A 12,779-nucleotide genomic window follows, 5' to 3' on the forward strand; every position below is an offset into this window, starting at 1 on the left:
GAATCGGCCGCACTTGAGGGCGCGGAAACATTCTGGCAACATCGGCCGTACTCGATGGGAGCGTTCCCACAGATGTGCACCATCTGCATGCTGAGCAGCTCCGTCAGACCTGTTAGCGATAACAACCAGGGGAGTCTCATGTCCGCGTTTCATGGTGCCCGGAAGTGGCTGGGTGCGATAACCGTCATGCTGCTGGCCGGCGTTCTCCCGGCGGTGGTGTCGCCGACGCCGGCGTCGGCCGCGACGGTCGATCCGGCCGCGTGGTACGTGCTGGTGAACCGCAACAGCGGCAAGGCGCTCGACGTGTACAACCAGTCCACCGCCGACGGTGGCCGGATCACCCAGTGGGCCCGCAACGACGGCAACCAGCAGCAGTGGCAGTTCGTCGACTCCGGCGACGGCTTCTACCGGGTCCGGTCACGGCACTCCGGCAAGGTGCTCGACGTCTACAACTACTCGACGGTCAACGGCGGCGCCATCGTGCAGTGGGCCGACGGCAACGGGCAGAACCAGCAGTTCCGGCTGGCCGACTCGGCCGACGGCTACGTCCGCCTGATCGGCCGGCAGAGCAGCAAGGCGGTCGAGGTCCAGGGCGCGTCGACGGCCGATGGCGCCAACGTCGTGCAGTACGACGACTGGGGCGGCACCAACCAGCAGTGGCAACTGGTCCGGGTCGGCGACAGCTCCGCCCCGTGCTCGCTCCCGTCGAGCTACCGCTGGTCGTCGACGGGCGCGCTGGCCCAGCCCCGGTCGGGCTGGGTGTCGTTGAAGGACTTCACCACCGTCCCCTACAACGGCCGGCAGCTCGTCTACGCCACCACCCACGACAACGGCACCACGTGGGGGTCGATGAACTTCAACCTGTTCACCAACTGGTCGGACATGGCCTCGGCGGGTCAGAACGCGATGTCGTCGGCCACCGTCGCGCCCTCGTTGTTCTACTTCGCGCCGCGCGGCCTCTGGGTGCTGGCGTACCAGTGGGGTGGCCCGGCCTTCTCCTACCGCACGTCGAGCGACCCGACCAACGCGAACGGCTGGTCGGCGCCGCAGACGCTGTTCTCCGGCACCATCTCGGGCTCCGGCACCGGGCCGATCGACCAGGCGGTGATCGGTGACTCCAGCACCATGTACCTGTTCTTCGCCGGCGACAACGGCAAGATCTACCGGGCGAGCATGCCGATCGGGAACTTCCCGGGCAGCTTCGGCACGGCGTCGACGGTGGTGCTGAGCGACTCCACCAACAACCTGTTCGAGGCGGTCCAGGTCTACAAGGTCCAGGGTCAGAGCCAGTACCTGATGATCGTCGAGGCGATCGGGGCCAACGGGCGCTACTTCCGCTCGTTCACGGCCAGCAGCCTGGGCGGTTCGTGGACGCCGCAAGCCTCGACCGAGAGCAACCCGTTCGCCGGCAAGGCCAACAGCGGCGCCACCTGGACCAACGACATCAGCCACGGCGAGCTGGTGCGGGTCAGCGCCGATCAGACCATGACCATCGACCCCTGCAACCTGCGACTGCTCTACCAGGGCCGGTCACCCAGCTCCGGCGGCGACTACGGCCGCCTGCCCTACCGGCCGGGCCTGCTGACCCTCCAGCGCTGAGGGTTCCCAGCCGGGGCGACGGTCGCGGCCGTTGCCCCGGGCTGGGCGTACGCGGTTGTAGAGTCCTTCTGACAAAGCCGTTTGCAGGCGGGCTCTACGTGAGGCGGGCGGGGCGTTGACGACGGGTCATCGGGTCACGATCTACGAGGTCGCCGATCGTGCGCGGGTCAGCATCTCGACCGTCTCCAACGTGCTGAACAAGCCCGACCGGGTCAGCGCGGCGACCCGGGAGCGGGTCCTCGCGGCCGTCGACGAGCTCGGGTTCGTCCCGAAGGTGCAGGCGGTCAGCCTGGCGCGGCGGGGTACCGGGCGGGTCGGGGTGATGGCGCCCTTCACCTCCTACGGATCGTATCTGCGCCGGTTGTCCGGGCTCCTCACGGCGGCCACCGAGCTGGAGATCGACGTCCTGGTCTTCGACCACGAGTCGGCGGCGCTGGCGTCCTCCCCGGTGCTGGCCAGTATGCCGGTGCACGGGCGGCTGGACGGCCTGATCGTGATGGGTCTGCGCATCGAGGACGCCATCGCCGATCGGCTGCGGGAGCGGCGCCTGCCCACGGTGGCCGTCGACGCGGACAGCGCCCTGTTCAGCCGGGTGGTCATCGACGACCGCGACGGCGGGCGGATCGCGGCCGCACATCTGCGCGACCGTGGTCACCGCCGTGTCGGCTACCTGCTGGAGAGGCAGGTCTCGGACTACGAGTCACAGGCCGTCAAGCGGCTCACCGGTTTCCGCGAGGTCATCACCGCGGCCGGCGGCTCGGTGGTGGTGACCAGCAGCGACAACGCGATCGAGGCGGCGCGCCGGGCCGCCGCCGGCCTGTTCGACGACGCCGACCGTCCCACCGCCGTCATGGCGCACCACGACACGCTGGCCGTTGGCGTGCTGCTGGAGGCCCGTGAGCGGGGGCTGCGTGTCCCGCAGGACGTGGCCGTGATGGGCTTCGACGACGGTGAGATGGCCATGGCGGCCGACCTGACCACCGTGCGCCAGCCGTTCGAGGAGTCCGGCAGTGCCGCGCTCAGCGTCCTGCTGGGTCATCTCGGTGGCTCGGACCTGCGTTCGACCACGACGCTCGACGTGCGCCTGGTCGCGCGGTCGACCACCTGACCAGCGGTGAAACCCGGGGAAGCCCTGATCGGGACGAGTGCGGCCGCCTAGAAAAGTGCTTCGATAGAATCTCTTGACACCGCTTTCGAGGTGGGGTTTCGTGCTTGTAACGCAGATGTGTCGACGCCCCACCGGCCATGTCCCTCGCGGCCGGGCTACGTCCATCCGAGAATGTGGTGAAGCATGAGATATCCGACGATAGCGGCGCTGGCCTGCACCGGTCTCCTGATCGCCGCGGCCGGCTGCAGCGCTCCGGGCAGCGACTCCGGAACCCCGGACGCGGCGAGCAGCGCGGCCGCGGTGACCACCTCCTGCGGCAGCGATCCGGTCACCCTGAAGGGCTATTTCGAGACCGGCTTCCCGCTACCCAAGCAGCTCGCCGACGAGTTCACCAAGCAGTTCCCGAACGTCAAGTGGGAGGTCCGCGAGGACCAGTTCGCGGTGATCACCCAGAACGCGCCGAGGGTGCTGGCCGACGACCCGCCCGATCTGATGCGGCTGCCGCAGGTCTCCGAGCTGGTCAAGGACAGCCTGCTCAAGCCCCTGGACGCCTACGCCCAGGCGTACGGGTGGGACAAGTGGCCGGCGTCGCAGCTGGAGCAGATGCGGGTCAACCCCGGTGGTCAGCGTGGTGACGGTCCGCTGCAGGCGCAGGGGCTGAACTTCAGCATGACCGGCGTCTTCTACAACAAGAAGCTGGCCGCCCAGATCGGCATGACGCAACCGCCGGCCACGCTGGCCGAGCTGGACACCGTTCTGCGGAAGGCCAAGGACGCCGGGCTCACGCCGATCAACCAGTTCAACGGCGGCGCGACCGGCGGGCTCGCCTTCCCCCTGCAGAACCTGATGGCCGCGTACGGCGATCCGGCCGCGATCAACGACTGGATCTTCCAGAAGCCCGGCGCCACCATCGACACCCCGAGCAACCTGCAGGCCACCCAACACCTGGAGAAGTGGATCAAGGCCGGTTACTTCGCCCCGGACATCAACTCGCAGGACTACGCGACGATGATGAGCCGCTTCATCGGCGGCAAGGCGCTGTTCATCTTCAACGGTGACTGGGAGTCCGGCAACCTCGACAAGCAGATGGCGGGCAACGCCGGCTTCTTCCTGATGCCCCCGCAGGCGCCGGGCGGCAAGCAGGCCGCGATGTCGGCGCCCCTGACCTACGGGATCAGCGCCAAGGCGCCGCACGCGGACTGCGCCGCGTACTTCCTGAACTGGGTGGCGACCAATCAGAAGGCCCGCGACATCGCCGTGACGGTCGGCGGCTCACACCCGATGGGCCCGTCGGACGCCTACATGCCCCCGGTCAAGGAGGGCACCGTCACCGCGGCGACGCTGACCGCCGGCGCCACCATCGGCAAGGACAACGGGGCCATGGACTTCATCGCCAACGCGACCGGCGCGATCTACGCCAAGAGCTGGACCCCGCAACTGCAGAAGCTGGCCGCCGGTCAGCAGAGCGCGGACGCCCTGTTGAAGTCCGTGCAAAAGGATTACGAGAGTCAGGTCAAGGGCTGATCAGGTGACCCGTCCTCGATCCGCGACCCGGACCGCGACGGCTCCGGTGCGGCGTTCGCGCCGCCCCGGGGCCTGGCTCGGCTGGCTGTTCGCCGCCCCCGCGGCCGTGATGTACGCCGTCTTCGTGCTGCGTCCCCTGGCGCTGACCGTCCAGTACTCGTTCTACGACTGGAACGGCATCGGCGCGTCCCGCTGGGTCGGGGCCGCGAACTACACCCGGCTGTTCACCGATCCCGAGCAGTTCGCGCCGATCCTGCACGCGTTCGAGCTGATCCTGTTCTTCAGCGGAATCCCGGTGCTGCTCGGCCTGTTCGTGGCGGCCACGATCCGCGGCATCGCGCAGAGCCGGCTGGCCCTGGTCGCCCGTACGGTGCTGTTCCTGCCGCAGGTCATCCCGCTGGTCGCGGCCGGCATCATGTGGAGCTGGCTGCTGTCCACGACCGGTCTGGCCAACGAGTTCCTGTCGGCCGTCGGCCTGGGCGGCGTCACCCGCGCGTGGCTGGGTGACTTCGGGACCGCGCTGCCGGCCGTCGGGGTGATCGGCGCCTGGGTGCTCGTCGGGCTGTGCACGCTGCTCCTGCTGGCCGGGATGAGCAAGATCGATGTCGCGCTGTACGAGTCGGCGCGCCTCGACGGGGCCGGCCCGGTGCGCGAGTTCTTCGCCATCACGCTGCCCAGCCTGCGCCAGGAGATCGGCGTCTGCGTGACCGTCACCATCATCGCCGCCCTGGCCAGCTTCGACATCGTCTACATCGCCACCCAGGGCGGGCCGGGCAACTCCACCATGGTTCCCGGGCTGGAGATCTTCTATCTGGCCTTCGCCGAGCGTGAGGTGGGCCGGGCCTCCGCCCTGGCGGTCGTGCTCGTGCTGCTCGTCCTGGCCTGCGTCCTGCCGGTCCAGCGATTCACCCGAGACGGATCCCGATGATCGTCAACCGCCGCGAGGCCCTGATCGGGCGCGTCCTGCTGCTGCTCCTGATGGCGATCACCGTGGTGCCCTTCGTCAGCCTGTTCGTCACCGCGTTGCACCCGTCGGGCAGCTATCCGGCCGGGCTGTCCTGGCCGGACGATCCACAGTGGGGGAACTTCGCCGACGCCTTCCGGTCGGCGCGGATGGGCCAGCTGCTGGTCTCCAGCGCCCTGATCGTGGCCGGCGTCGTCCCGATCTCGCTGCTGTTCGGCACCATGGCCGGGTTCGCCTTCGGCCATCTGCGCATGCCCGGTCACCGCATCGGCTTCCTGATCTTCGTGCTCGGGCTGACGCTGCCGTTCGAGGGCATCATCACGCCGCTGTACTACCAGGTTCGCGACCTGGGACTGCTCAACACCCGCTGGGCGATCATCCTGCCGCTCATCGGCCTGTTCATGCCGTTCTCGGTGCTCTGGATGCGGGCCCACTTCGTGACCATGCCGGAAGACCTGTCCGAGGCGGCGCGCCTCGACGGCGCCACCACCTGGCAGCTGTTCCGGCGGGTGCACCTGCCGCTGGCCCGGCCCGCCCTGTCGTCCCTGGCGATCCTGCTGTTCCTCTGGACCTGGAACCAGTTTCTGCTGGCCATCGTGCTGGTCGACGACCCGGCGAAACGCACCATGGCCGGCGCCCTCGGCGCCTTCCAGGGCCAGTGGGGCACCGACATCCCGCTGCTCTGCGCCGGTTCGCTGCTCATCCTCGCGCCCACCCTGGCCGTGTTCCTGGTCTTCCAGCGCCGGTTCGTGGCCGCGCTGCTCCAAGGCTCGATCAAGGGCTGATCCGACCGCACCTTCTCACGACCGGAACCGACACATGACCAGCACGCACGGCCCGACCGACGACGAGCGCCGGAACTTCGTCCGCTACACGCACACCCGCAACTGGCCGATGCTGCGGCGTTTCCCGGTCACCGACGATCTGCACGACGACCTGCTCGCCCAGATGCTCCGGTGCTCCGTGCCGGCCGTGCGATCGATCGTCGACACCTTCGCCGCCCAGGTGCGGGAGACCGCGGCCGAGATGCTCGCCGACGCGGCCTTCCGGGACCTGCTCCGCGCCCTGCCGTTCCGCCCGGAGGACCGGGTGGTCGCGATCGGCGACTCCATCACCGCCGACCGCATCGGCTGGTTCGAGATCCTGTCGGCCGCCGTGACGCCGGCCGGCGCGGAGGCTCCCACGATGATCAACCTGGGCGTCAGCGGCAACACCACCGCCGACGTGATCGAACGGTTCGATCTGCTCGAAGCCGGCCGGCCGACCCGGGTCCTGCTCATGCTCGGCACCAATGACGTCCGCGTCCACGGCCGGGCCGCCGGACACCGGATGGCCACCGGACCCGAGACCGAGCGCAACCTGCGCGTGCTCCTCGACCTCATCACCGGTCTCGGCGCCGCCACCACGGTGATCACCCCACCGGCGGCCGACCAACGACGCATCGACGACTTCTTCGCCGGTGACCCGGTGTGGTGGCGGGCGAGCGACATCGCCGAGGTCGCCGAGATCGTCCGCAAGGTCGACCCGGCCGGTCTCGACCTGCACGCCGCGACCCGGGGTGCGGACGTCGGCTCGTTCCTCGAGGCCGACGGCGTCCATCCCGCACCGGCCGGTCAGCGACTCATCCTCACCCACGTCGTCAGCCACCTCGCGGCGGAGTGACCCCACCTCGCGGCGGAGGCCCCATCTCGCGGCGGAGGCCCCATCTCGCGGCGGAGGCCCCACCTCGCGGCGGAGTGACCGGATCAGGTCCAGTCGGGCGGATCGGCCCGGTGCAGGGCCGGGTCGCCGATCGCGAAGGTGCGTACCGGTCCGGGCGGGGTGGTGGGGCCTTCGAAGCGGACGGTCACGCGGCCCTGACCGCTGCCCCACACCCAGCCGGCGCCGTGCACGTCGTGCCGGACATCCTGGCCGGGCCGCCACTCGACCGGCGCCTCGGTCCTCTCCTCGGTGGCGGCGGCCGGGGCCACCGGAAGGGCTTCGGCCGGTGTGGCGAAGAGGTCGTCCTGGACGAAGTCGGCCAGCGTGGTGACGCCGACGCCGAGCAGGCGGATGCCGCTGGAGGTGTCGATCTCGGCCAGCAGGCGGCGGGCGAGCTGGGCGACGAGCCGGGGGTCGTCGGTGGGCTGGGCCCGGGTCACCGACCGGGTGATCGTGGTGAAGTCGTAGTGCCGGACCTTGATCGTCACCGTGCGGGCCGACACGCCCCCGGCCCGGAGCCGGCCGCCGACCCGGGTGGCGAGCAGGTCGATCTCGGTGTTCAGCCGGGTCCGGTCGGTCAGGTCGACGTCGAAGGTCTCCTCGGCCGACACCGACTTCGCCTCGCGTTCCCCGACCAGGGGGCGGTCGTCGTCGGCGCGGGCCAGCCGGTACAGCCCGGCCCCGTGGGCCTGGCCGAACCAGTCGATCAACTCGGGCAGCGGCACGGCGGCCAGCGCGCCGATGGTGTGGGCACCGGCGCGGCGCAGCCGTTCGGCGGTGGCCGGCCCGACCCCGGGCAGCCGGGTCACCGGCAACGGGTGCAGCAGCGCCTGTTCGCCGCCGGGCGGGGCCACGGTCAGCCCGTCGGGCTTGTTCAGATCCGAGCCGATCTTGGCGACCAGCTTCGAGGTGCCGACGCCGATCGACGCGGTGACGCCGCCGGTCGCGGCGGCGATCATCTGCTTGACCTGCTCGGCGAGCGCGGTGACGCCCGGCCCGGACAGGTCGTGCCGGCCGGCGGCGGCCAGGTCGACGTAGGCCTCGTCGATGGAGACCTGCTCCACCAGGGGTGACAGATCGGCCAGGACGGCCATCACCACCTCGCTGGTCCGCCGGTAGGCGGCGAACCGGGGCGCCAGGAAGGCGGTGCCCGGTGGGCAGCGCCGCCGGGCCTCGGCGGTCGGCATCGCCGAGCGCGCTCCGTAACGGCGAGCCTCATAGGACGCGGTGGCGACGACGCCGCGACCCGCCACGCCGCCGACGATGACCGGCCGGCCGCGCAGCGACACCTTGTCGCGCTGTTCGACCGCGGCGAACATCGCGTCGAGGTCGACGTGGGCGATGCTCGCCTCCCGCCTCGACGTCCTCACCGCCCCAGTGTCGTTCATGGGTACGACAGACTCGCGCCGACGGAAACAGCATACGTATCACCTATTGCAAAGGTGATACGTATGCCCTTACATTTCGCGACGATGAACGGACCATCAACACGTTGACCGACAAGGATCCGACATGGGTGATACGACACGGTTGTGGCGGGGGCGTGGGGCCATGGCCGCCGGGCTCCTGGCCGCCGCCCTGGCCTTGACCGCCTGCAACGGTGGTGGCGACACGAACGACTCGGCCGGCTCGTACGGCTTCCCCCAGGTGACCCAGGACGAGAAGGCCGAGATCACGGTCTGGGTGGACGCCGACCGGGCGGGCGCGGTCGAGGCCTTCAAGAAGGCCAACCCCGACGTGCCGGTCAAGGCGGTCAGCTACGACGGCTCCGCCAACGGTTCCAACTCCTTCCGGACCAAGATGCAGCTGTTCGACCGGGCCGGCAGCGGCTGGCCCGACGTCGTCTTCTCCAGCCAGAACAACGACGCGGCCTGGGCCAGCCAGAAGACCAACGGCAAGCAGGCGTTCGCGGCCACGCTCAGCGACGGGCTCGTGCCCAAGGCCACGCTGGACGGCTTCACCGCGGGCTCGCTGAACCCCTGCACCGTCGAGGGCAAGGTCTACTGCCTGCGCAACGACCTCGCCCAGGCCGTCCTCTGGTACAACAAGACGCTCCTCGACAAGTTCGGCTATCAGGTCCCCGCCACCTGGCCGGACTACCAGGCCCTCGGCGAGAAGGTGGCCAAGGAGCACCCGGGCTACATCGTCGGCACCGTCGGCGACGCCTGGACGCCGGAGGTCTTCTTCTGGGCCAGCAAGTGCCAGGCGAACGGCGTCACCGGGCCCAAGACGGTCACCGTCGTCACCGGCAGTGAGGAGTGCAAGCGCGCCGCGGCGATGCTGGACACCCTGATCAAGAACGGCACCACCCCGAACATCAGCGTCTTCACGCCGGAGTTCGTGAAGAAGTACGCCGGCAAGGTCCTCGTCATGCCCGGCCCGGCCTGGTATGCGGGCGCCATCTTCAACAACCCGCAGGCGCTGAACGTCCCCAAGGGTCAGCTCGGCGTCGGCGCCCCGCCGGCCTGGTCGTCGGATCCCGCGGTTACCGGCAACGTCGGTGGCGGCACCTGGTTCATCAGCAGCCACTCGAAGAACCTCAAGGCAGCCGCGACGTTCGCCGAGTTCGTCACGACCGCCGACGACTACCAGGTGAACGTCGCTCCCGGCTACCCGGCCTTCGCCTCGGCGGGGGAGAAGTGGATCAAGAAGCAGGAGTCCAGCGGCTACTACGCCACCGACCTGCAGAACCTGGTCAAGGCCGGCACCCAGATCTGGGACGGCTGGGGTTCCGGGACGTTCAGCCAGGAGGCCGTCTGGGCCAAGACGATCACCCCGGCCATCGCCGACGGCAAGAGCCTGGTCGACCTGCTGCCCGAGTGGGAGACGGCGATCAAGAACCAGGCCCAGGTCAACGGCTACACGGCCAAGTGACAGCGGTCGAAGGGGCGGTCCGGCCGGCGGCGGTTCAACGTCGCCGGCCGGGCCGGCGGCCGGCGGGCCGGCCCGGGAACGCGATGAGCTACGGCTTCGTCGCCCCGTACGCGGTGCTGACGCTGGCCTTCGGCGTGCTGCCGGCCCTCTACTCGCTGTGGCTGGCGTTCACCGACGCCGAGGGCGGGTTCGCCGGGCTGGACAACTTCACCCGGGCGATCGGTGACTTCCGGTTCCTCCCGGCCGTCGGCCATGTCGCCCTCTACCTGGTGATCTGGCTGGTCGCACTGATCGTGCTGGTGACCTTCCTGGCCATCGTCGTGCACGCCGTGTCGGTGCGCTGGCTGAGCAGCACGCTGCGGCTGGTGTTCTACCTGCCGGGCGCCCTGGCCGGCGCCTCCAGCGTCCTGCTGTGGCTGTTCGTGCTCGACCCGGCCGCCGGACCGGCCGCCGGTCTGCTGCACCTGTTCGGCTTCGGCAGCTTCGTCGAGGTCATCGTGCCCGCGAACCTGCCGCCGATCTTCGCCATCATCGCGTTCTGGACCGGGGCGGGCGGATGGATCGTCATCATGTACGGGGCGCTGAACAACATCTCGGCCGAGGTGATCGAGGCCGCCCGGATGGACGGCGCCGGCCCGGCGCAGATCGCCTGGCGGATCCAGCTTCCCTTGTTGCGTAAGTGGATCTCGTACATGGGGATCATGTCGCTCGCCGCGGGCACCCAGCTGTTCGTCGAGCCCCAGCTGCTCTCGCAGGCCAGCAACGCGGTCGTGCCCAACGACTACTCGCTCAACCAGCTGGCGTACCAGTACGCCTTCCAGCAGAACGACTTCAACGGTGCCGCCGCGATCTCGCTGCTGCTGCTGGTCATCGCCCTCGCCCTGTCCGCCGTGTTCGTGACGCGCGGCGGTCTGTTCGAGAAGGACTGAGCCATGACCTCTGCCCGTGGCTGGAGTGGCCGCGCGATCGCCGGGCTGCTGCTGGCGGTCTTCACGCTGTTCTTCCTCGTACCCCTCGTGTGGTTGCTCCTGGCCTCGACCAAGACGGCCCGCGAGCTCACGGTGGGCAGCCCGTTCGCGCCCGGCCGATGGTCCGGCCTGGCGGCCAACGCGGACCAGCTGTTCGGCTTCCAGGACGGCGCGGTCACCACGTGGGTCGGCAATTCGGCCGTGTACGCGATCGGCGCTCTGGTCGTCACCCTGATCGCCGGCATCCCGGCCGGCTACGCCCTGGCGCTGACCGAGTTCCGGTTCCGCCGCCTGCTGCTGATCGTCACGCTGGTCGTGATGCTGATCCCGAACACCGCGCTGGTGCTGCCGATCTTCCTCGAGCTCAACACCGTCGGGCTGATCGGCAGCCCGCTGTCGGTGATCCTGCCGATGTCGTTCTTCCCGTTCGGTGTCTACCTGACGTACATCTACTTCTCCACCAGCATCCCGCGGGACCTGCTCGCCGCGGCCCGGATCGACGGATGCCGGGAGATCCAGGTGTTCACCAAGGTGGCCCTGCCGCTGGCCGCGCCGATCGTGGCGCTGGTGGCGTTCTTCAGCTTCGTGCAGAGCTGGAACAACTTCTTCCTGCCGTTCGTGATGCTGCCGTCCAGCGACGGCTACCCGATCCAGGTCGGGCTCACCTCGTTGCTGGCCTCGACCCCGGCGTTCAACCCCAGCTCGGCCGGGTCGGAGTCGGTGCAGCTGCCGACGCTGGCGCTGGCCACCGTCGTCTCGGTGCTCCCGGTACTCGTCGTCTTCCTGTTCTCCCAACGGTTCCTGGTGTCCGGCATGACGGCGGGCGGCACCAAGGAGTGAGTCGCGTACCCGCAGCAGAGGAGCGAGTGTGAAGGTCACCGGTTTTCGCAGCCTGACCACCGAGTACGACTGGGGCCGGCTGATCGGCGACGCCAACGGGGTGATGCCCGAGCCTCGCACCGACGTGCACGTGCTGATCGTCGAGACCGACGCCGGGCTGGAGGGGATCGGGGTCGGCCCGCACCCGGACGTGGCGAGCGTCTTCGCCGTGGTCGAGGGGGAGGACCCCCGGGGCGTGTCGGCGCTGTACGACCGGATGCTGGCCGCGGTGTTCAAGACCGGGCACGCCGGCGCGGTCTTCGGCACCATCGGCGTGCTCGACATGGCGCTCTGGGACCTCAAGGCGAAGGCCGCCGGCGAACCGTTGTGGCGCCTGCTCGGTGGACTGGACCGGTTCGTCCCGGGCTACGCCTCGGGCCTCGACATCGCCCTAGGCGACGACGACCTGGTCCGGCTGTACGAGGACTTCGCCGCCCGCGGCTTCGCGTCCGGCAAGCTGAAGGGCGGCCGCGACCTCGACCACGACCTGCGCCGGCTGCGAGCGCTCCGGGACGTCCTCGGGCGCAACTCAGCGCGTCCGGCCCTGATGTTCGACGCCAACGAGTCCTGGAACCGGTCGCAGGCCGTGCGGTACGTGACCGAGCTGGAGCGGGCGGTCGACCTCACCTGGGTCGAGGAGCCGGTACGCCGGTGGGACGCCGCCGGGCTCGCGTCGGTCCGCCGGGGCATCCGCGCGGCCGTGGCCACCGGCGAGAACCTCACCGGGCTCGAGCAGTACCGGCCGTTGCTTGACGCCGGCGCGGTGGACATCGTCCAGGTCGGCAACGTCTGGGGGATCACCCACTTCCTCCGGGTGGCGGCCGTGGCCCACAGCCTCGACCTGCCGGTGAGCCCGGTCGGCGCGCACGCCAGCCCGCTGGCGCACGCCGCCACCGCGGTGCCCAACCACCTGACCTTCGAGGTGCAGGCACTCACCTGGCCGGCCGGTCTGCGGGTGGACCAGGAACACCAGGACGGCGGGATCGTCCTCGGCGATGAGCCGGGCCTCGGCATCCGGGTCGACGAGCAGCGTATCGCCGAGATCCGTCCGCCCGCCTCGGTGCCCGCGGTGGGCGGGCCGCACGTCCGCCCGGCGTGGGCGGGCCGGCGCCTGGTTCCCGACTCGCCGCGGGAGCCCTTCTGATCAGCTGGGGATCGCCGA

At 69.9% G+C, this 12,779-nt stretch carries 11 protein-coding genes; 10 read left to right on the forward strand and 1 reads right to left on the reverse strand.

Annotated features, from left to right (window positions below; genetic code table 11):
- The first annotated feature begins 186 nt into the window (after positions 1–186).
- The 6 genes from AB0O15_RS33405 (at position 187) to AB0O15_RS33430 (ending at position 6,857) form a co-directional block, all read left to right on the forward strand.
- The gene (locus AB0O15_RS33405) at positions 187–1,599 is read left to right on the forward strand and encodes a non-reducing end alpha-L-arabinofuranosidase family hydrolase (protein WP_364327296.1); all 1,413 of its coding nucleotides are present in this window, start codon (positions 187–189) and stop codon (positions 1,597–1,599) included.
- Positions 1,600–1,714: 115 nt separating this feature from the next.
- Positions 1,715–2,707, forward strand: coding sequence for a LacI family DNA-binding transcriptional regulator (locus tag AB0O15_RS33410; protein WP_364326926.1), 993 nt, complete (start codon positions 1,715–1,717; stop codon positions 2,705–2,707).
- 183 nt (positions 2,708–2,890) lie between these two features.
- A complete protein-coding gene (locus AB0O15_RS33415; RefSeq protein ID WP_364326929.1) occupies positions 2,891–4,231 on the forward strand; it encodes an ABC transporter substrate-binding protein in 1,341 nt (446 codons plus the stop codon).
- Positions 4,232–4,235: 4 nt separating this feature from the next.
- Positions 4,236–5,159 carry a sugar ABC transporter permease gene (locus tag AB0O15_RS33420; protein ID WP_364326932.1) on the forward strand — a complete coding sequence of 308 codons (924 nt, stop codon included), beginning with the start codon at positions 4,236–4,238 and terminating at the stop codon, positions 5,157–5,159.
- Positions 5,156–5,980 carry a carbohydrate ABC transporter permease gene (locus tag AB0O15_RS33425; RefSeq protein ID WP_364326935.1) on the forward strand — a complete coding sequence of 275 codons (825 nt, stop codon included), beginning with the start codon at positions 5,156–5,158 and terminating at the stop codon, positions 5,978–5,980. The genes AB0O15_RS33420 and AB0O15_RS33425 overlap by 4 nt, the downstream gene beginning before the upstream one ends.
- A 34-nt stretch (positions 5,981–6,014) precedes the next feature.
- On the forward strand, positions 6,015–6,857 hold the full coding sequence (locus AB0O15_RS33430) for a GDSL-type esterase/lipase family protein (protein WP_364326938.1): 843 nt from the start codon (positions 6,015–6,017) through the stop codon (positions 6,855–6,857).
- A gap of 83 nt (positions 6,858–6,940) precedes the next feature.
- Here AB0O15_RS33430 and AB0O15_RS33435 read toward each other — a convergent pair whose 3' ends face one another.
- Entirely contained in the window at positions 6,941–8,266 is a 1,326-nt protein-coding gene (locus AB0O15_RS33435) for a DNA polymerase IV (protein WP_364326941.1), read from the reverse strand.
- Between the two features lie 142 nt (positions 8,267–8,408).
- Between AB0O15_RS33435 and AB0O15_RS33440 the strand changes: the two genes are divergently transcribed.
- From AB0O15_RS33440 to AB0O15_RS33455, 4 genes are all read left to right on the forward strand, one after another.
- Positions 8,409–9,770: a carbohydrate ABC transporter substrate-binding protein gene (locus AB0O15_RS33440; protein WP_364326944.1), complete on the forward strand. Its 1,362-nt coding sequence runs from the start codon at positions 8,409–8,411 to the stop codon at positions 9,768–9,770.
- Positions 9,771–9,853: 83 nt separating this feature from the next.
- Positions 9,854–10,699, forward strand: a complete 846-nt coding sequence (locus AB0O15_RS33445) for a sugar ABC transporter permease (protein WP_364326947.1) — start codon at positions 9,854–9,856, stop codon at positions 10,697–10,699.
- 3 nt (positions 10,700–10,702) lie between these two features.
- Complete coding sequence (locus AB0O15_RS33450) at positions 10,703–11,578, forward strand: carbohydrate ABC transporter permease (RefSeq protein WP_364326950.1); 876 nt, start codon at positions 10,703–10,705, stop codon at positions 11,576–11,578.
- 28 nt (positions 11,579–11,606) lie between these two features.
- On the forward strand, positions 11,607–12,761 hold the full coding sequence (locus AB0O15_RS33455; RefSeq protein WP_364326953.1) for a mandelate racemase/muconate lactonizing enzyme family protein: 1,155 nt from the start codon (positions 11,607–11,609) through the stop codon (positions 12,759–12,761).
- The last annotated feature ends 18 nt before the right edge of the window (positions 12,762–12,779 follow it).

The sequence above is a fragment of the Actinoplanes sp. NPDC089786 genome (assembly GCF_040684855.1).
Classification (GTDB): domain Bacteria; phylum Actinomycetota; class Actinomycetes; order Mycobacteriales; family Micromonosporaceae; genus Actinoplanes.

Coding starts and splice junctions, on each gene's coding strand:
- AB0O15_RS33405 (WP_364327296.1), top strand. CDS start 187: ATGCTGCTGGCCGGCGTTCTCCCGGCGGTGGTGTCGCCGACGCCGGCG.
- AB0O15_RS33415 (WP_364326929.1), top strand. CDS start 2,891: ATGAGATATCCGACGATAGCGGCGCTGGCCTGCACCGGTCTCCTGATC.
- AB0O15_RS33425 (WP_364326935.1), top strand. CDS start 5,156: ATGATCGTCAACCGCCGCGAGGCCCTGATCGGGCGCGTCCTGCTGCTG.
- AB0O15_RS33430 (WP_364326938.1), top strand. CDS start 6,015: ATGACCAGCACGCACGGCCCGACCGACGACGAGCGCCGGAACTTCGTC.
- AB0O15_RS33440 (WP_364326944.1), top strand. CDS start 8,409: ATGGGTGATACGACACGGTTGTGGCGGGGGCGTGGGGCCATGGCCGCC.
- AB0O15_RS33445 (WP_364326947.1), top strand. CDS start 9,854: ATGAGCTACGGCTTCGTCGCCCCGTACGCGGTGCTGACGCTGGCCTTC.
- AB0O15_RS33450 (WP_364326950.1), top strand. CDS start 10,703: ATGACCTCTGCCCGTGGCTGGAGTGGCCGCGCGATCGCCGGGCTGCTG.